At 63.7% G+C, this 18124-nt stretch carries 22 protein-coding genes and 1 pseudogene; 7 read left to right on the top strand and 16 right to left on the bottom strand.

What is annotated here, in order from left to right; all coding sequences use genetic code 11:
- Positions 1-12 precede the first annotated feature (12 nt).
- The 11 genes and pseudogenes from paaY to paaA form a co-directional block, all read right to left on the bottom strand.
- Complete coding sequence (gene paaY, locus AAHE99_RS10390; protein ID WP_342117026.1) at positions 13-627, bottom strand: phenylacetic acid degradation protein PaaY; 615 nt, start codon at positions 625-627, stop codon at positions 13-15.
- A 1-nt stretch (position 628) separates the two neighbouring features.
- Positions 629-1834: a 3-oxoadipyl-CoA thiolase gene (pcaF, locus tag AAHE99_RS10385; RefSeq protein ID WP_342117024.1), complete on the bottom strand. Its 1206-nt coding sequence runs from the start codon at positions 1832-1834 to the stop codon at positions 629-631.
- 2 nt (positions 1835-1836) lie between these two features.
- A pseudogene (gene paaK, locus AAHE99_RS10380) lies at positions 1837-3153 on the bottom strand (phenylacetate--CoA ligase PaaK).
- A gap of 14 nt (positions 3154-3167) precedes the next feature.
- Positions 3168-3614 carry a hydroxyphenylacetyl-CoA thioesterase PaaI gene (paaI, locus tag AAHE99_RS10375; RefSeq protein WP_342117022.1) on the bottom strand — a complete coding sequence of 149 codons (447 nt, stop codon included), beginning with the start codon at positions 3612-3614 and terminating at the stop codon, positions 3168-3170.
- The gene (paaH, locus tag AAHE99_RS10370) at positions 3607-5160 is read right to left on the bottom strand and encodes a 3-hydroxyacyl-CoA dehydrogenase PaaH (RefSeq protein ID WP_342117020.1); all 1554 of its coding nucleotides are present in this window, start codon (positions 5158-5160) and stop codon (positions 3607-3609) included. The genes paaI and paaH overlap by 8 nt, the downstream gene beginning before the upstream one ends.
- 2 nt (positions 5161-5162) lie before the next feature.
- Positions 5163-5954, bottom strand: coding sequence for a 2-(1,2-epoxy-1,2-dihydrophenyl)acetyl-CoA isomerase PaaG (paaG, locus tag AAHE99_RS10365; RefSeq protein WP_342117018.1), 792 nt, complete (start codon positions 5952-5954; stop codon positions 5163-5165).
- A gap of 40 nt (positions 5955-5994) precedes the next feature.
- Positions 5995-7071 carry a 1,2-phenylacetyl-CoA epoxidase subunit PaaE gene (paaE, locus tag AAHE99_RS10360; RefSeq protein ID WP_342117016.1) on the bottom strand — a complete coding sequence of 359 codons (1077 nt, stop codon included), beginning with the start codon at positions 7069-7071 and terminating at the stop codon, positions 5995-5997.
- Positions 7072-7075: 4 nt separating this feature from the next.
- A complete protein-coding gene (gene paaD / locus AAHE99_RS10355) occupies positions 7076-7615 on the bottom strand; it encodes a 1,2-phenylacetyl-CoA epoxidase subunit PaaD (protein WP_342117014.1) in 540 nt (179 codons plus the stop codon).
- Positions 7615-8367 carry a 1,2-phenylacetyl-CoA epoxidase subunit PaaC gene (paaC, locus tag AAHE99_RS10350; protein ID WP_342117013.1) on the bottom strand — a complete coding sequence of 251 codons (753 nt, stop codon included), beginning with the start codon at positions 8365-8367 and terminating at the stop codon, positions 7615-7617. Before paaC ends, paaD begins: the two co-directional genes overlap by 1 nt.
- 12 nt (positions 8368-8379) lie before the next feature.
- Entirely contained in the window at positions 8380-8664 is a 285-nt protein-coding gene (gene paaB, locus AAHE99_RS10345) for a 1,2-phenylacetyl-CoA epoxidase subunit PaaB (RefSeq protein WP_342117012.1), read from the bottom strand.
- Between the two features lie 11 nt (positions 8665-8675).
- The gene (paaA, locus tag AAHE99_RS10340; protein ID WP_342117011.1) at positions 8676-9665 is read right to left on the bottom strand and encodes a 1,2-phenylacetyl-CoA epoxidase subunit PaaA; all 990 of its coding nucleotides are present in this window, start codon (positions 9663-9665) and stop codon (positions 8676-8678) included.
- A 123-nt stretch (positions 9666-9788) separates the two neighbouring features.
- Here paaA and paaX point away from each other — a divergent pair, with 123 nt between their 5' ends.
- Positions 9789-10715 (top strand): phenylacetic acid degradation operon negative regulatory protein PaaX, encoded by a 927-nt coding sequence (paaX, locus tag AAHE99_RS10335; RefSeq protein ID WP_342117010.1) that lies wholly within the window; start codon positions 9789-9791, stop codon positions 10713-10715.
- A 156-nt stretch (positions 10716-10871) separates the two neighbouring features.
- The gene (locus AAHE99_RS10330) at positions 10872-11999 is read left to right on the top strand and encodes a M14 family metallopeptidase (protein WP_342117008.1); all 1128 of its coding nucleotides are present in this window, start codon (positions 10872-10874) and stop codon (positions 11997-11999) included.
- A gap of 3 nt (positions 12000-12002) precedes the next feature.
- Here AAHE99_RS10330 and AAHE99_RS10325 read toward each other — a convergent pair whose 3' ends face one another.
- Positions 12003-12737: a helix-turn-helix domain-containing protein gene (locus AAHE99_RS10325; protein ID WP_342117006.1), complete on the bottom strand. Its 735-nt coding sequence runs from the start codon at positions 12735-12737 to the stop codon at positions 12003-12005.
- Positions 12738-12871: 134 nt separating this feature from the next.
- Between AAHE99_RS10325 and AAHE99_RS10320 the strand changes: the two genes are divergently transcribed.
- Together AAHE99_RS10320 and AAHE99_RS10315 are read left to right on the top strand one after the other, a co-directional pair.
- The gene (locus AAHE99_RS10320) at positions 12872-13270 is read left to right on the top strand and encodes a hypothetical protein (protein WP_342117004.1); all 399 of its coding nucleotides are present in this window, start codon (positions 12872-12874) and stop codon (positions 13268-13270) included.
- Positions 13271-13273: 3 nt separating this feature from the next.
- On the top strand, positions 13274-14059 hold the full coding sequence (locus AAHE99_RS10315; protein ID WP_342117002.1) for a DUF2145 domain-containing protein: 786 nt from the start codon (positions 13274-13276) through the stop codon (positions 14057-14059).
- Here the strand turns inward: AAHE99_RS10315 and AAHE99_RS10310 are convergent, their stop codons facing one another.
- The 4 genes from AAHE99_RS10310 to AAHE99_RS10295 form a co-directional block, all read right to left on the bottom strand.
- Entirely contained in the window at positions 14060-14236 is a 177-nt protein-coding gene (locus tag AAHE99_RS10310; RefSeq protein WP_342117000.1) for a hypothetical protein, read from the bottom strand. It lies immediately after the preceding gene.
- A gap of 157 nt (positions 14237-14393) precedes the next feature.
- Complete coding sequence (locus AAHE99_RS10305; RefSeq protein ID WP_342116998.1) at positions 14394-14951, bottom strand: PH domain-containing protein; 558 nt, start codon at positions 14949-14951, stop codon at positions 14394-14396.
- Between the two features lie 45 nt (positions 14952-14996).
- Complete coding sequence (locus AAHE99_RS10300; protein ID WP_342116997.1) at positions 14997-15554, bottom strand: DUF4241 domain-containing protein; 558 nt, start codon at positions 15552-15554, stop codon at positions 14997-14999.
- A 12-nt stretch (positions 15555-15566) separates the two neighbouring features.
- Positions 15567-16400 carry a type 1 glutamine amidotransferase domain-containing protein gene (locus AAHE99_RS10295; RefSeq protein WP_342116996.1) on the bottom strand — a complete coding sequence of 278 codons (834 nt, stop codon included), beginning with the start codon at positions 16398-16400 and terminating at the stop codon, positions 15567-15569.
- Between the two features lie 98 nt (positions 16401-16498).
- Here AAHE99_RS10295 and AAHE99_RS10290 point away from each other — a divergent pair, with 98 nt between their 5' ends.
- Genes AAHE99_RS10290 through AAHE99_RS10280 form a run of 3 tightly spaced genes read left to right on the top strand, consistent with a single transcriptional unit; the run spans position 16499 to position 18031 of the window.
- Positions 16499-17398: a LysR family transcriptional regulator gene (locus AAHE99_RS10290; protein WP_342116995.1), complete on the top strand. Its 900-nt coding sequence runs from the start codon at positions 16499-16501 to the stop codon at positions 17396-17398.
- 46 nt (positions 17399-17444) lie between these two features.
- Complete coding sequence (locus AAHE99_RS10285; RefSeq protein WP_342116992.1) at positions 17445-17714, top strand: type II toxin-antitoxin system RelE/ParE family toxin; 270 nt, start codon at positions 17445-17447, stop codon at positions 17712-17714.
- A gap of 11 nt (positions 17715-17725) precedes the next feature.
- Positions 17726-18031, top strand: a complete 306-nt coding sequence (locus AAHE99_RS10280; RefSeq protein WP_342116991.1) for a HigA family addiction module antitoxin — start codon at positions 17726-17728, stop codon at positions 18029-18031.
- Positions 18032-18124: the final 93 nt, after the last annotated feature.

Genomic DNA, 18124 nt, shown 5'->3' with positions numbered 1-18124 from the left:
GATGTGTCTCCGTTATTTGTTTTCGAATGCTTGCTTGTGCAGGTGCATCGGCAGCGAGCTTTCCCACTCCATGCGCGGGCGGTCGGGCGCGGCCTCGGTATCCGGCTGGCACTCGCGCATGGTTTGCGCCGAGCGCACCGCCAGCTCGTGGTATTGGTGGGTGCCCGAGCCTTTCCATTTCAATTCGGTGTCCGTCACTTCGCGCAGGATCCGCGCCGGCGCACCGACCACCATGCTGCGCGGCGGGATCTGCATGCCGGCCTTGACGAAGGCGGTAGCGCCGATGATGCTCTCCGCGCCGACGGTGGCGTTATCCATCACCACCGCGTTCATGCCGACCAGCGCGTTGCGGCCGATGCGGCAACCGTGCAGCACGGCGCCGTGGCCGATGTGGCCATCCTGCTCCACCACCGTATCGCCGCCCGGGAAGCCGTGCATCACGCAGGTGTCCTGTACGTTGGCGCCCTCCTCCAGGATCAGGCGGCCGAAGTCGCCGCGCAGCGATGCCAGCGGAGCGACGTAGCAGCGCGGGCCGACGATCACGTCGCCGATCAGCACCGCGGTCGGGTGCACATAGGCGGTCGGATGGACCACCGGGCGCACACCGTTGATTTCGTAGCAAGGCATATCAGACTCGCTCGATAACGAGGGCGATGCCCTGGCCCACGCCGATGCACATGGTGCACAGCGCGTAGCGGCCGCCGGTGCGTTCCAGCTGGTTCAGCGCGGTGGTCACCAGGCGCGCGCCGGATGCACCCAGCGGGTGGCCGATGGCGATGGCGCCGCCGTTTGGATTCACGCGCGCGTCGTCGTCCGCCAGGCCGAGGTCGCGGGTGACCGCCAGGCCCTGCGCGGCAAAGGCTTCATTCAGTTCGATCACGTCCATCTGCTCGATGGTCAGGCCCAGTTGCGCCAACACCTTCTTGCTGGCCGGCGAAGGGCCGAAGCCCATGATGCGCGGCGCCAGGCCGGCGGTCGCCATACCCAGCACCTTGCCGCGTGCCTTCAGGCCGAACTTGTCCACCGCAGCGGCGGATGCCAGCAGCAGCGCGCAGGCGCCGTCGTTGACGCCGGAGGCATTGCCGGCGGTGACGGTGCCATCCGGCTTGACCACGCCTTTCAGCTTGGCCAGCGCTTCAATGGTGGTGTCCGGACGCGGGTGCTCGTCGGTGTCGATGACTTTCGGCTCGCCCTTTTTCTGCGGGATGGTGACGGGCACGATCTCGCCCTTGAAGAAGCCGGCCGCATGGGCGGCGGCCCAGCGCTGCTGGCTGCGGATGGCGAATGCATCCTGGTCGGCGCGCGCCACGGACCACTCTTCGGCCACGTTTTCGGCCGTCTCCGGCATGGAATCGATGCCGTACTGCGCCTTCATCAGCGGGTTGACGAAGCGCCAGCCGATGGTGGTGTCCTCGATCTTGGCGCTGCGCGAGAAGGCGCTGTCGGCTTTGCCCATCACGAACGGTGCGCGGGTCATGCTTTCGACGCCGCCGGCGATCACCAGCTGCACTTCGCCGGACTTGATGGCGCGTGCCGCCATGCCCACCGCATCCAGCGAGGAGCCGCACAGGCGGTTGATGGTGTTGCCCGGCACCTCCACCGGCAGGCCGGCCAGCAGGCCCGCCATGCGGCCCACGTTGCGGTTGTCTTCACCGGCGCCGTTGGCGCAGCCGTAGTAGACGTCGTCCACCTGCTTCCAGTCGACGGACGGATTGCGCGCCATCAGGGCCGCGATCGGGATCGCCGCCAGGTCGTCGGCACGCACGCCGGCCAGGGCGCCGCCGTAGCGGCCGAATGGGGTGCGAACGGCGTCGCAGATGAATGCTTCGGTCATGGTTATTCCTTGGGTCGTTTATCGATTACTCGTTTGGCTTTGCCGGTCATGGTGCGTTCGATGCCGCCAGCGGGCAGCAGCGTGACGCGGGTACTCACGCCGACATTGGTCTTGATGCGTTGCTCCAGCTCGCGCGCCAGCGCGGCCGCGTCGGCGCCGGCCGCGGCTACGCCATCGCGCAGCTCGACCAGCACTTCCAGCGCGTCCAGGTGGCCGTCGCGGCTCAGCACCAGCTGGTATTACGGCGCCAGCGGCGCCATCTTGCAAATCAGTTCCTCGATCTGGGTCGGGAACACGTTCACGCCGCGAATGATCAGCATGTCGTCCGAGCGGCCGGTGATCTTGCCGATGCGGCGCATGGAGCGCGAGGTCGGCGGCAGCAGGCGCGTGAGGTCGCGCGTGCGGTAGCGGATCACGGGCATGGCCTCCTTGCTCAGGGAGGTGAATACCAGCTCGCCTTCCTCGCCGTCAGGCAGCACCTCGCCGGTTTCCGGATCGATGATCTCCGGGTAGAAATGGTCTTCCCAGATCACCGGGCCGTCTTTCGATTCGATGCATTCGCTGGCCACGCCCGGGCCGATCACTTCCGACAGGCCGTAGATATCCACCGCGTCGATGCCGGCGCGCTGCTCGATCTCGGCGCGCATGGCGTTGGTCCACGGCTCGGCGCCAAAGATGCCGACCTGCAGCGACGACTTGGCGCAGTCCAGGCCCTGGCGCTGGAATTCCTCGACGATGTTCAGCATGTAGGACGGCGTGACCATGATGATCGAGGGCTTGAAATCCTGGATCAGCTGCACCTGCTTCTCGGTCTGGCCGCCCGACATCGGGATCACGGTGCAGCCCAGGCGCTCGGCGCCATAGTGCGCACCGAGGCCGCCGGTAAACAGGCCATAGCCGTAGGAGATGTGCACCATATCGCCCGTGCGGCCGCCGGCGGCGCGGATGGAGCGCGCCACCACATCGGCCCACATATCGACGTCGCGCTGGGTGTAGCCGACCACGGTTGGCTTGCCGGTAGTGCCGCTGGAAGCATGCACCCGCACTACCTTCTCGCGCGGCACGGCGAACAGGCCGAACGGATAGTTGTCGCGCAGGGTTTTCTTGTCAGTGAACGGGAATTTCTCCAGGTCGGCCAGCGACTTCAGATCGCTCGGGTGCACGCCTTTCGCGTCAAACGCCTCGCGGTAATGCGCGACGTTGTCGTAGGCGTGCTGCAGCGACCATTTCAGGCGCTCCAGTTGCAGGGCTTGCAGCTCGTCGCGGCTGGCGCGCTCGATCGGCTCCAAATCGGATGGTGCGGGGATGCGTTGAACCATTGGAAAACACTCCTTCAGCTGTGCGTCGGAACCACCTCTCCGGACACGCGGTGCGATTTGCCGCGGAAAGTGGCGATCATCTTGCCCTCCTGGTTGGTGACGTTGACATCGTAGATGCCGGTCTTGCCGGACAGGGTGCGCTCGATCGCCTCCGCCGTCAGCAAGTCGTCCAAGCGCCCGGGGGCCAGGTAGTCGATCGTGCAGCCCGCGCCTACCGTCGTGTGGTTATGGCTGTTGCACGCAAAGGCGAAGGCGCTGTCGGCCAACGCAAAGATAAAGCCGCCGTGGCAGGTCTGGTGCCCGTTCAGCATATCGCTCCGGACAGGCATGCTCATGCGCGCATAGCCGGGACGGATTTCTACCAACTTCATTCCCAGCCCCTGGCTGGCGGGATCGCGCGAGAACATCGCCGCGCCAGCCGCTTCCGCCAGGGCCTGTGGATTCATCTTGGGGTTATGCATGGATCTTCTTCCCGCTTTGCTGGCGGCGGCGCAGCAGCGGCGACACGCGGTAGCGGTCTTCGCCGTAGCTTGCGGCCAGGTTCTCCAGCACGGTGACGATCTGCTGCACGCCCACCATATCGGCCCAGGCCAACGGACCGCGCGGGTAGTTGACGCCCTTCTGCATTGCCACGTCCGCCGCCTGCGCGCTGCACACGCCCTGGTTGACGGCATCCGCCGCTTCGTTGGCTAGCATGGCGACGGTGCGCATCACAGCCAGGCCCGGCACATCGTCCATGCGGGTCACGGAGAAACCGGCGGCCTGGAACATGGCAATGGCGGCCGACGCCGCGCGCTCGCTGCACTGGTCCGAGCACGCAATGGCGATGCGCGGCGATGCGCTGTAGTCGAACACCAGGTCATACAGCACCATATCGGGGTGCTTGTCGTCGCGCGCGCGCTGGGTAGCGGTGCGGCCGTCAGTCAGGTAGATCGCGGCGCCGTTGCAGTGGAAAGCCGGAGCTTCATGCGAGCGGTGGCCTTCGGCGGAATTGCGCTTGGTGACGGCCACGCCCCGCGCCTTCAGGCGCTCAATGATCATGGTGGCGATGGCGGTGTGTTCGCCCGGCTCGAAACTGAAGCCGATGTATTCAGGCAGAGGCTGCGGTGCTTCGGCGCGTGCTTGCGGTGCGGCGGCGCCATCGCTGTAGTCATAGAAGCCGCGGCCCGACTTGCGGCCCAGGAAGCCGGCATTGACCATTTCCTGCTGCAGCACGGATGGCGTGAAGCGCGGGTCGTTGTAGTAGGCACGGAACACGGATTCGGTAACGGAGTAGTTCACGTCGTGACCAATCAAGTCCATCAGCTCGAATGGGCCCATGCGGAAACCGCCCGCTTCGCGCATCACCGCGTCAATGGTGGCGGCATCGGCGGCCTGCTCGTTCAGCAGGCGCCAGCCTTCGGCGTAGTACGGACGCGCCACGCGGTTGACGATGAAGCCCGGCGTGGATTTGGCGTGCACCGGGTTCTTGCCCCAGGCGATGGAGGTGTCGTAGACGGTTTCCGCCACGGCGGCGTCGGTGGCCAGGCCGCTGATCACTTCCACCAGCGCCATCAGCGGCACTGGATTGAAGAAGTGCATGCCGACCAGGCGCTGCGGCTTGCGCAGCTTGGCGGCGATGGCGGTGACGGAGATCGAAGAGGTGTTGGTGGCGAGGATGGCGTCGTCCGCGACGATGCCTTCCAGGTCGGCGAACAAGCTGCGCTTGACGTCCAGGTTTTCGACGATGGCTTCGACCACCAGTCTGGCGTCGGCTACATCGCCCAGACCAGCCACGCCGTGCAGGCGGGCGCGCGCGGCGTCGGCGTCCGCGCCGGTCATCTTGCCTTTTTCAACCAGCTTGCCGTACACCTTGCCGATATCGGCAATCGCCTTCTCCACCGCTTCGGCGCGGGTGTCGAACAGCTTGACCGTGTAGCCGGAAGCCGCCGCCACCTGCGCGATGCCGGAACCCATTGCCCCGCTGCCGATCACGGCAACGACACTGCCTTTCGCCAGAGCCGCCATGCTTATTCCCCTTTGAAGTTTGGAGCGCGCTTGTTGATGAAGGCGTCGACGCCTTCGCGGTAGTCGTGGCTGTAGCCAAGTTCGCGCATCATTTCGCCTTCCAGCTTGAGCTGGTCGGCCAGGGTGTTGCCGTAGCTGGCTTGCAGCGCGCGCTTGGTGAAGGCCAGGCCCTTGGTCGGAGCGGTGGCGAAGTGCTTGGCCATGGCCATCGCTTCGTTCATCAGTTCTTCGTCCGGCACGGCTTTCCAGATCAGGCCCCATTGCTCGGCGCGTTCGGCGGACAGCTTTTCGCCCAGCATGGCGAGGCCGGTGGCGCGCGCGTGGCCGATCAGGCGTGGCAGGTGCCAGGTACCGCCGGTGTCGGGGATCAGGCCCAGTTTGCAGAAGGCTTCGATGAAGCTGGCCGATTTGGCGGCGAGGACGATGTCGCAGGCCAGGGCCAGGTTGGCGCCGGCGCCGGCCGCCACACCGTTCACGGCGCAGATCACCGGCATCGGCAGTTCGCGCAGCGCCAGCACCAGCGGGGCGTAGAATTTTTCGACGGATTCGCCGAGGTCCACTGCGGCGCCGCCGGGGGCGACGGCACGGTCGCCCAGGTCCTGGCCGGCGCAGAAGCCGCGGCCGGCGCCGGTCAGCACCAGTACGCGGACGGATTTGTCGGCGCGCAGCTGCGCCAGCACTTCGCGCACTTCCAGGTGCATGGCCTGGGTGAAGCTGTTCAGTTTATCGGGGCGGTTCAGGGTCAGGGTGGCGACGCCTTCCGCGATGTCGAATTTGATGTTTTCGTAGCTCAATTCTTGTCTCCTTCTTAAACCCGGTAAACCTGGGTTGGTTTTATTCAGCCTGATCGAAATCCACAACCACTTTATCGGTCACCGGGAATGCCTGGCAGCTCAATACGAAGCCGCGGGCGATTTCGTAGTCTTCCAGCGCATAGTTGACGTCCATATCCACTTTGCCTTCCACCATCTTGCAGCGGCAGGTAGAGCATACGCCGCCTTTGCAGGAGTAGCGCATGTCCAGGCCAGCGCGCAGGCCGGCATCCAGGATCGACTCCTTATCCTTCTCCATGGTGAAGGACGCCGCGTTGCCGTCCATGATGACGGTGACTTCGGTCAGGTGCGGCGCGGTGTCCGCCACCGCGCGCGGCTTGTGCTGGTGCTTCGGAATGCTCGCTGCGAACAGCTCGATCTTGATCGCCGCCTTCGGCATGCCGGCTTCCTGCAGCGCAGCCGAAACGCCCAGCATCATGTCTTCCGGACCGCAGATAAAGGCGTTGTCATAATCCTTGATATCCACCCAATGCTGCAGGAACTGTTCGGTCTTTTCCTTGGTAATGCGGCCGTTGAACAGCTCAATATCCTGCTGCTCGCGCGACATCACGTAGACGATGTTCAAGCGCTCCAGGTAGGTGTCCTTCAGCTCCATCAGCTCCGTCTTGAATATCACCGACGACGACGCGCGGTTACCGTAGAACAGCGTGAAGCGGCTGTTCGGCTCCGTCAGCAGCGTGGTCTTGATGATCGACAGGATAGGCGTGATGCCACTGCCCGACGCGAAGGCCAGGTAGTTCTTGCTGTTGGCCGCATCCAGCGGCACGTTGAAGTGGCCCATTGGCGGCATCACCTCGATGGTGGCGCCAGGCTTCAGCGTATCGTTGGCCCAGGTCGAGAACTGGCCGCCCGGCGTGCGCTTGATCGCCACGCGCAGCGCGCCATCCTGCACGGCGGAGCAGATCGAATACGAACGGCGCAGGTCTTCGTCGTTGATGGTGGCGCGCAGGGTCAGGTGCTGGCCTTGCTGGTATTTGAAGCTGTCCTGCAGTTCGGCCGGCACGGCGAAGGTGACCGCGATGCAGTCGCGGGTTTCCTGCTGCACTTTGGCGACGGACAGTGGGTAGAATTTGCTCATGGTGTCAGTGGCACTTGAAGTAGTCGAAAGGCTCGCGGCAATCGAGGCACTTGTACAGCGCCTTGCAGGGCGTGGAGCCGAACTGGCTGGTGATTTCGGTATGGCTGGAGCCGCAGTGGGGGCAGATGACTTTCGGTGCCGGCACGGCGCCGCGCGCCACGCCAGCGCGCAGCGCATCCATCGGCGCAGCACGCGGCGAACGCAGGCCGCTGATGTCGACCACGCGCTGGGCTGGCGGAGCGATGCCGTAGCCTTTCAGTTTGGCCTTGCCGGAGTCGCTCATCCAGTCAGTCGTCCAGGCGGGCGACAGGCGCGTGATGATGTCGACCTGCTTGATGCCGGCATCGCGCAAGGCGCCCTGTACCGCGTCGGCAATGACCTGCATCGCCGGGCAGCCGGAATAGGTTGGCGTGATCGTCACCGCGCACGAAGACGGGCCGGTAACCTGCACGTCGCGCACGATGCCCAGGTCCACCACCGAGATCACCGGAATCTCCGGATCGGACACCTGCTCCAGCAGGGACCAAACGCGCGCTGCGTCCATCACCACTCCGAGCCTGGGTAGGCGCGCTGCAGGAACTGCATTTCGGCCAGCAGATAGCCCAGATGCTCCGAATGGCGGCCTTGCTTGCCGCCCTTCTGCATCCACGCATCCGCCGGCGGCATGGCCAGCGTCGCTTCGCCGAGGATATCCGACACATGCGACAGCCACTGCTCGCGCAAGGCAGCGCTGGCAGGCGCCACGCCCGCCGCCACCATGGCCTCGTCGACCGCGTCGTAGTTGAACACCTCGCCGGTGTACATCCACAGCTCGTCGACAGCGGTCTGCGTGTAGCGCTTGCTGACTTCCGTACCGTCGCCCAGGCGCACGATCAGGTCGCCGCTGCGGCGCAGGTGATAGGTCACTTCCTTGAGCGACTTTTCGGCGATTTCCGCAATGCGCGGATCGGAGGAGCGCGTGAGGGCACCGATCAGGAAGTAATGCCAGGTATCGAAGAAGAACTGGCGCACCAGCGTGTGCGCATAGTTCCCATTCGGCTGCTCGACCAGCAGCACGTTTTTGAAATCATGCGCATCGCGCAGGTAAGCCAGCTTGTCCTCATCGCGGCCCTTGCCCTCCAGTTCCGCCGCATAGGTGTACCACATGCGGGTCTGGCCCAAGAGGTCCAGCGACACATTGGACAGCGCCATATCCTCTTCCAGCGCCGGACCCTTGCCGCACAACTCGCACAGGCGCTGGCTCAGCACCATGGCGTTATCGCCCAGGCGCAGCAGGTAATTGACCTTGTTATCCATCGCAGCCGCGCCTTACAGGTTCTTCACTTCTTCCGGCATCGGGAAGAAGGTCGGGTGACGATACACCTTATTGTTGGAAGGCTCGAACAGCGGCCCCTTGTCGGCCGGTGCGCTGGCGACGATATCGGAAGCGCGCACCACCCAGATGCTCACGCCTTCATTGCGCCGGGTGTACACGTCGCGCGCGTTGTTGATTGCCATCTCCGCATCCGGAGCATGCAGGCTGCCCACATGCTTGTGCGCCAGACCGTGCTGGCTGCGGATGAACACTTCCCACAGTGGCCATTCTTTGCTCATCTTGTCTCCTCTCAGGCCGCAGCCTGCTCCTTATTGTGTTTGTCGGCGTAGGCTACCAGCGCATCGCGGAACCACTCACCGTCTTCGTAGGCTTTGACGCGGGTGCGCAGGCGCTCGCGGTTGCAAGGGCCATTGCCCTTCAGGACCTGGTGGAATTCTTCCCAATCGATTTCACCGAAGTCGTAGGAGCCGCGCTCCTCGTTCCACTTCAGGTCAGGGTCGGGGATGGTCAGGCCCAGGAATTCAGCTTGAGGTACGGTCTGGTCGACCATGCGCTGGCGCAGTTCATCGTTCGAGAACAGCTTGATACGCCAGGCGCTCGATTGCGCGCTGTTCACGGAAGCAGCGTCGGACGGGCCGAACATCATCAGCGAAGGCCACCACCAGCGGTTCAGCGCATCCTGCGCCATCGCCTTCTGCTCCGGCGAGCCCTTGGCCAGCGACATCATGATGTCGTAGCCCTGGCGCGCGTGGAAGGACTCCTCCTTGCAGACACGGATCATGGCGCGCGAGTACGGGCCGTACGAGCAGCGGCACAGCGGGATCTGGTTGATGATGGCCGAGCCATCCACCAGCCAGCCGATGGCGCCCATGTCGGCCCAGCTCAGGGTCGGGTAATTGAAGATCGACGAGTACTTGGCCTTGCCGCTATGCAGGGCCGCCAGCAGCTCATCGCGCGACACGCCCAGGGTTTCGGCCGCGCTGTACAGGTACAGGCCGTGGCCGGCTTCGTCCTGGATCTTGGCCAGCAGGATCGACTTGCGCTTCAGGGTCGGCGCGCGGGTCACCCAGTTACCCTCAGGCAACTGGCCGACGATTTCAGAGTGGGCGTGCTGGGAGATCTGGCGGATCAGGGTTTTGCGGTAAGCCTCCGGCATCCAATCCTTCGGCTCGATCTTGATACCGGCGTCGATGCGCGCCTGGAACTCGCGCTCCTGCGCGTCCATATCTTCTGCGGTCTGGACCTTTTTCAGGCCAGTTTCCACCATTTGTGCGTACATAAGGAGGGCCTCCTTGTTCGGGATAGACTCATAATACGATACACAATCGCTTTTGCAAACGAATTTTGTGTGTCATTTAAAGATTCTGTATCTGGATCATTGACAGTGTATAAAATGAGGTCTATGCAAAAAAACCAGAAAATCAATGGCTGGATAGAAGAATTCCTGGCCAGCGACCCGCCGCGTTCGAAATCGCTGGTGATGACCATTTTTGGCGACGCCATCGTGCCGCACGGCGGCATGGTCTGGACCGGCAGCCTGATCGAGCTGCTGGCCCCCTTCGGCGTGAATGACCGCCTGCTGCGCACCTCCGTGTTCCGCCTGGCGCAGGAAGGCTGGCTGGGCGCCCAGCGCGACGGCCGCCGCAGCTCATACGCCATCACGCCCGACGCCATGCGCCGCTTCAGCCGCGCCTTCCGCCGCATTTACGCCCCGCTGAACGTGCACTGGAACGGCCAATGGACCTTGGTGCTGGCCGCTGACGGCCTCGACGCACCGGCACGCAGCCAGCTGCGCAAGGAATTGCTGTGGGAAGGTTACAGCGTGATCGCGCCCGGCATTGCCGGCCACCCCGCCGGCGATATGGAAGCCCTTGAGGCACTGCTGAGCCGCCTCGGCCTGCTGTCCAAAGTCTACGTGGTGCAAGCCACCGAAGTGCCCGGCCTGCGTGCGCGCCCGCTAGGCGACATGGTGGCCGAGGGCTGGGACCTGAGCGAGGTGATCACCGGCTACGAAAAATTCGTCTCGCAGTTCAACGCCCTGCCCGCCCTGCTGGCCGAGGCTGGCGAGATCGCCCCCGAACAAGCCTTCGTGCTGCGCACCTTGCTGATCCACGCCTACCGCCGCGTGCAGCTGCACGACCCGCAGCTGCCGGTCGAACTGCTGCCCGAGCCATGGCCCGGCGCCCGCGCTTACGAACTGGCCAGCCAGCTGTATCGCCTGCTAAGCGCCCCCGCCGAGCAGCACATCCTCGCCGCCCTCCAGCGCGAAGACCCCAGCGCCCCCCAGCCCGAGCCCAGCTTCTACCACCGCTTTACCGGCCAGCAATAATTGTCCGTTTTGGGGTCAGGAACAAAAGTGGACAAAAATGTCCGGCGAGGAAGAAATGTCCACATTTGTTCCTGACCCCAAACCGGACAATAGTTGCCTGGTGTATCATGTCGGGCTTCGCGCGACGGCGCTCCAATTTTTCCGACAGGACACACAATGTCTATCAAGATCAGCAGCCAGTTTGATGCTGGCGCCATCGATGTGGTCAGCGTTACTTCCGCTGGCGATATCGACCTGAATATCCGCAAGGACTCCCATGCGGACATCATCCAGTGGTTCTACTTCCGTGTGCAGGGCGCTAATGCGGTGCCGCTGACCATCCGTTTCCTGAACGCTGGCAAGGCTGCTTATGCTGAGGGCTGGAAGGGCTATAACGCTGTCGCTTCCTATGACCGCGATACCTGGTTCCGCGTGCCGACTTCCTTCGATGGCGAGGTGATGACCATCGAGCATGCGCCGGAACACGATTCGGTCTATTACGCTTACTTCGAGCCGTATTCGTGGGAGCGCCACCTGTCGCTGCTCGATTCGGCGCAGCAGCATCCATACGCTGAACTGGTGGACCTGGGCAGCACCGTGGAAGGCCGCGATATGAATATGCTGGTCATCGGCGACCAGCAGGCGGAGAAGAAGGTGTGGGTCATCGCGCGCCAGCACCCTGGCGAGACCATGGCTGAATGGTTCGTGGAAGGCATGGTCGAGGCCCTGCTGGATGCGGCCAATCCTTACGCGCGCCAGTGCCTGCAGGATGCCTGCTTCTACGTGGTGCCGAACATGAACCCGGACGGCTCGGTGCGCGGCAACCTGCGTACCAACGCGGCCGGTGCGAACCTGAACCGCGAGTGGAACGAGCCAACCATGGAGCGTTCGCCGGAAGTCTTCGTCGTCAAGGAGAAGATGAAGGAAATCGGCTGCGACCTGTTCCTGGACGTGCACGGCGACGAGGGCCTGCCATACGTGTTCGTGGCCGGCAGCGATGCCCTGCCTAACTTCACCAAGGAGCAGAAGGCGGCGCAGGACAAATTCATCGCCGACTTCAAGCTGGCGTCGCCGGACTTCCAGTCGGAATTCGGCTATCCGGATTCGCCATACACGCCGGAAGTGCTGACCATGGGTTCGCCGCACATCACCCACCTGTTCGGCTGCCTGTCGCTGACCCTGGAACTGCCGTTCAAGGATAACGCCAACGATCCGGACGAAATCAACGGCTGGAGCGGCGCCCGTTCCGCCAAGCTGGGTGCGGACGTGCTGCAGCCTATCCTGCGCACCCTGCGCAACTTCTAAGCCTTATCCGCGCAGCAGCGCCTTGAATGCCTTCGGCATCCACGGGCGCGCTGCCAGCATGATGGTCACGGCGCGGCGCTGTTCAAACGGCAGCCGCGCATCATCCTGGTGCTGCAGCGAGAATTCGTCTGCCACCTGCTTCAACCGGTCCAGCAAGGCGCGCGTCGATTGCTGCGACAGCATCACACTCACCAAGCGCTGCACCTCATGATGGCCGTCGAAACGGCTGTTGAAATAGTCGCCATACGCTTCGTCGCGGAAGAAAGTCTGGATCGGGCCGTTCGGCAGCCAGCTGAAGGTGCGCGATACCAGCAGCTTGACGCGGTTGTTCGGCTTGAGCATCAGGAAGCCGATCTTGTCGAGCCTTAGCAGGCAGGCGGTGGCTTCGGCGGCGCTGATCTTGTAGCTGGCCACGATCTCCTCCAGCGGTACCTGGTTCAGGGTCAGTACCGCCACCACCAGCAGCTTGGTGTCGCTGATGATTTCCTTCTCTTGCGCCCAGGTGAGCTGGGAGATCAGCTGCGGCGTGTCGGCGGCCGATTGCGCCAGTTCGGCGAAGTCCATCTCCAGTACGGCCAGCACCTGCTCCAGCCGCTCCAGCGTGAAATTGCGGGCGGCGAACATGCGTTTGATACTGGGCTCGGACAGGCCGATCTTCTGTCCCAGCTCGGCGTAGGTGATGCCGCGTGCCTTGAGTTGGCGTTTGATGGCGTCGACCAGGCGGGTGACGTTGGACATACATGCTTCTCCGGCAATAAAGTATCGAAATATGATACCACCGGCACCCGTTGCCGCTACAGTGCGCGCCACGATTGCGCCGAGGCGGGACGCGCAGCAAGATTGCGGCTCCTACAACTGACGGAGTACCGAACATGAAACGCACCCTGATCGCAACCCTGCTGGCCTTTGCCTGCGCTACCAGCCAGGCGGCAGACGGTTCGCAAGCCTCGGCCAATGGTTTGAGCGACTTCACCGCTTCCGTGGTGGCGGGGTCGATGGTGACGGTGCTGGTGGGCGGTTCGCTGGTGGTGGCGTCGGTGGAAACCATCGGCGATGGCGTCTCTGTCGTGCTGGAAAACGCGGCCGATGGCAGCAAGGCCACCGTGCGCTTGAGCGGCAAGGCGCTGGAGGGCGTGTCGCTGGCGGCCGGTACGGCGGTCAGCGCAGTGGCCATGTCGGCCGGCCATGCGCTGGTCGTTTCGGGCAAGGTGATCGCCTTCCTGCCGAATGAGGCGGGCAAGGCCCTGCTGCATCACAGCCGGGTGAATTAAGCCATGCGCCGCCTCCTCACAGCCCTGGCGCTGGCCTGCCTGGTGGGCGCGACCGCGCTGGCCCACGCCGGCCAGCAGTGCGATCACAAGCCGATGTCGGTGCGCGACGTCGAACGATCGCTGGAGCTGGCGCAGCGCAGCCAGCAGGCGCTCGATGCCAGCGGTGCGCAGGTGGCGCTCATCGCGCGCGCCGGCCAGGACCTGTCGCAGTATGGCCTGCGCTATTCGCATGTGGGCCTGGCGTGGCGCGATCATCCGGCCGGACGCTGGGTGGTGGTGCATCTGCTGAACGATTGCGGCACAGCGCATTCGGCGCTGTACAACGATGGCCTGGGTAATTTCTTCCTGACCGATCTGTACCAGCACAAGGCGCAGCTGATCGTGCCGGCGCCGGCGGTGCAGCAGCGGCTAGCGCAGTTGCTGGCTTCGCGCACGCCGCTGCGTCTTCATGAGCCGCGCTACAGCATGCTGTCCTATACCTGGTCGACCCGCTACCAGAACTCCAACCAGTGGGTGCTGGAGGCGCTGGCCGCTGCCAGCGCGGCGCCGGGACGGGTGGAGTCGCGCGCCGAAGCGCAGCAGTGGCTGGCCAATGCGGGCTATGCGCCGGATGCGGTGCAGGTGGGCGCCATGTCGCGCCTGGGCGCGCGCATGTTCCGCGCGAATGTGGCGTTCGACGACCATCCCGCCATGCTGCGCCTGAAAGGCAGTTTCGCGACCGTGACGGTGGATGGCATCGAACAATTCGTGCGGCGGCATGATGCCGAAGCGCGCGTGCTGGAACTGTGATTAGCGGCGGCCGAGCTGGCGGATGCGGGTGACGTGCTTGTGCCGCAGGCGTTCGATCTCCCGTGCTTGCGGGTAGCCGGGCTGGCCGGGCATCCGCTGGCGCGGCGCGACCTGGGCCACGGGTTCGGGATCAAGGTAGAACTCCGGCAGGCGCTCGATTTGTCGTTTGCTGATCATGCTTCATGTTAGGCAACGCGCTGCAAAGTTGCCAGATTTGGGGCGGCGCAAATGCCGTGCTGCGATCTGCGCCGATCATGGGGGTTTATGGCGGCGAACATGAGGCTATTTCCTGCTGGGCTGGCTTGCGCCATGCTCGTCGGCTGCTCGTCCCTGCTCAGCCCTGACGTTGCCCGAACGGCCGCGTGTGGCCAGCCGCGTAGTGCGCGTTGCGGATGATGTCGTAGACCTTGCGCGCCTCGGGGATGGAATCGAAGCGCGGCACGTCTGCCATGCCGGGCCAGGAGGCCAGGCCGCTGAACACATTGCCGGCCGCCGAGACGCCGAAGGAAATCGTGCCTTCACCGCTGCGGCTTTCCGTCAGCGAGTATTCGCCCAGGCTGCGCAGGTCCATGGTTTTCAACTGGCGGTTGAAAATGCCGGAGTGAATGGTGACGCGGTCGCTGGTGACTTCGTATTCGGTCCGGGAGCGCTGCCAGGCGTCGAGGAAGAAGCGGCCGACAATCATGTGCAGGCCCACCAGCACAAACGGAATGCCCCACAGGCGGAACAGCAGCGGCGCGTCGGAGTGGACGACCGAGTATTCCCAGTAAAACGCAAAGCCGCCCCACATCAGGCTGAATGGCACCATCAGGATATCGGCGCCGCGCAGCATCAGGCCCTGGCGCGGGCGGCCGCGCCAAAGCAAACGTTCATTGTTCGAAAGCTGATCCATACCGCCATCTTACCCGGCGGCATGGCCCTGAAATCTGGCAGATTGTCACTTCCAGAAAGAGAGTAAGCGTTGCCACCAGCTGCGGCGCGGCGGCGCTTGATAGTGGATGCCGGGGATGACGCCAAAGTCCGTCACCAGCGCGGCCACGCGGCCCGCGCTGTCGTAGCCGAAATAGGAGGGGTAGCGTCCATTGCGCACGCCGTCCGAAAAGGCGACCGTGCCGTCTTGTGTGCGGAAGCAGGCGCTGCCCGATGCCACTTCAAAGCCGAAGGTCTCGCCCGGCTGCAAGGTGCGCGCATCCTGTTCGGCGGTCAGCGCGGGGTACCAGTTGGCGACAACGGCGGCGGGGTCGATCAATACGCGCGCATAGGCCAGGCGTTCACCGGCCATGGCCAGGGTGACGGGATACTCGCCTTGCGGCACGCATTGCGTGAACGGCGGCAGCGGCTCTTCCGACTGCGGGTCGCCGGCTGCGATCTTGCCGCCGCTGACGGACAGCAGGCCCGCCTCGGCCAGCGCAAATTCAATGGTGGTGTCTTCAGACGTAAAACGCTCCGCGGCAAAGGCGGAGCGCAGTGCTTCAGGATTGGGCGCATAGCTCATGCGCCCATCATATTACTTTTGAAGGCGAAGCAGCAATTCCTTGCCCACCAGTGGTGCCGATGCCGGGTTCTGGCCGGTGATCAGCTCGCGGTCGGTGACCATATTGCCTTCCCAGTTGGCGGCCTTGGAGAATTTCAGGCCGGCCTTGACCAGTGCAGTCTCCGGGTAGAACTTCATCTCGCCGCCACCCAGCTGGCCTTTGGATGCCTCCTCTTCATCGTTGGTGAAGACGGTGACCTTGTAGCCGGAGTAGATCCACTTTGGCTGGCTTGGGGTGGCGCCTTGCGCCAGCTTCATGGTGAAGCCTTTGGCGTCCGGCATGGCGGACAGCAGCGCGATCGGGCCGTGGCAGACCAGGGCGGTCGGCTTGCCGTCTTTGTGGAAGGCGGCGAGGACTTTGCCCAGTGCAGGGCTGGTCAGCAAGTCCTGCATCGGCGCGTGGCCGCCAGGCACGTAGACGGCGTCGTAGCGGCCGTAGCCCTGCTGTTCAACGCGCGCCAGGCTGACCACCGGCGAACTGGCTTTGTCGGTCAGGCGCAGTTGCTCAAGCAGTTTCAGGTGGGTGTCGAGTGCGGTCTGGTCGCCGCCGAAGAACATCGGGTTGACGGAGCCCTTGTCCAGGGTCGGCGCCTTGCCGTTCGGGGTGGCGAAGGTGATGGTGTGGCCGGCGTCCATCAGCATCTTCACCGGCTGCATCAGCTCGTTCAAGTAGAAGCCGGTCTGGAAGGTTTTGCCGGCTTTCAGGTCCAGCGTGGCTTCATCGGACAGGACGACCAGCACGTTGCCGGCATGTGCGCTGCCCATCGCGGCGGCAGCCAGGGCGATTGCGGTGAGTTTCTTGATCATGGTCTTGCTCCTCGAAAAGTTGATGGAGCAACTTTATTCGAATCTCCAACGGCGATAAACTATCGCTCAACCAAACTATTTTTCCCTTAAAGGCAATAATGAGCCGCAAATACGACCACCTGAGCGATGTCGAGACCTTCGTCACTGTTGTCGAGCGCGGCTCGCTGACGGCGGCCGCGGTGGCCATGTCCACCACGCCCTCCGTGATCAGCCGCGCGCTGGCCCGGCTGGAAGCGCGCCTTGGCACCCAGCTGCTGCGCCGCACTACCCGCAGCCTGGGGCTGACCGACGCCGGCCGCCTTTACCTGGAGCAGACGCGCGCCGCCCTGTCGCTGATCGACGATGCAGAACGCGCCGTGCAGGCGGAAGGCGGCGAAGTCACAGGCCGCATCCGCATCAGCGCGCCGACGACCTACGGCCACTACCGCCTGCCCGCGCTGTTGCAGCGCTTCGCCGAACGCTATCCGGCGGTGCGGGTGGAGCTGAACATCAGCAACCGCAATGTCGACCTGGTGGCGGACAATTTCGACTTCGCCATCCGGCAGGGCTTCCTGAAGGACAGCAGCATGATCGCGCGTAAGCTGGAGGATGCCGAACTGGTGCTGGTCTGCTCGCCCGCCTACGTCCAGCGGCGCGGCCTGCCGCGCGACCTCGACGCGCTCGCGGGCCACGACTGCCTGACCTTCCTGCTGCCCAGCACCGGCCGCTCCTTCCCCTGGCAATTCATGCGCGACGACGAAGAGTTGGATTGGCCGCCCGAAACGGCTTTGCAGGTGACCGATGATGCCTTGGGGGTGGTCTCGCTGGCCGAGGCTGGCCTGGGCATCTGCCAAACCTTCCGCTTCATCGCCCAGGACCGTATCGAGCGCGGAGCGCTAGTAGAAGTCCTGCCAGAATTGCGCGGTCGCAGCCGCCCCTTCTCCCTGATCTACACACCCCAGCGCCGCATGACCGCCGCCGCCCGCGCCTTCACCACGTGCCTGCTCGATCAAAGCTAGCATGGCAGAAATTGACCGTTATCCGGATAACGGATAACATCAACGCATGCCAATCCAGTCCTTTGCGTGCCCCGACACAGAAGCGCTATTCACCACAGGCAAAAGTCGTCGGTTCGCCAACAATAAGAGCGCAGCTGAACGTAAGCTCGCTCAACTCGACGCTGCACCTTCTTTGAACTTTATGAAGGCGCCGCCTGGCAATGACCTAAAGGAATACAACGGTGCCTGGCACGTACGAATAAACGATCAGTGGCGTTTGACCTTCCGATGGGGCGCAAGCGGCCCCTATGATGTATTGATTGAAGACCCGCACTGAAGGAGAGCATCATGTTCAAGAATGGAATGCGCCCAATACACCCCGGCGAAATCCTGCTGGAAGATTACATTAAACCCATGGGTGTCAGCGTACGAGCCGTTGCATTGGCGCTGAGTGTGCCCTACTCACGCCTCAGTGAGATAACCAAGGGTCAACGTGGCGTATCCGCTGACACGGCCCTTCGCCTCGAGCGTTATTTCGGTAGCGAAGCCCAGGGTTGGCTTAACCTGCAAAGCGCGTATGACCTTCGACTTGCTGAAATCGCCGCCGGCAAGACCATCGCGAAGGAAATTAAGCCGCTTGCGCTTGAAACTTAATCAAGAAGGGGCGGCAGCTTCCGGCCAAGAACTGACGGTGAAAATTTTAGCGAAGGGTTTATGAAGAAAATTATCTTTGCGTTTGCTATGCAG

It is taken from the genome of Pseudoduganella sp. OTU4001, from assembly GCF_038440195.1.
In the GTDB taxonomy this organism is placed as follows: Bacteria; Pseudomonadota; Gammaproteobacteria; order Burkholderiales; family Burkholderiaceae_D; genus Rugamonas.
This window is presented reverse-complemented; position numbering and strand designations above follow the sequence as displayed.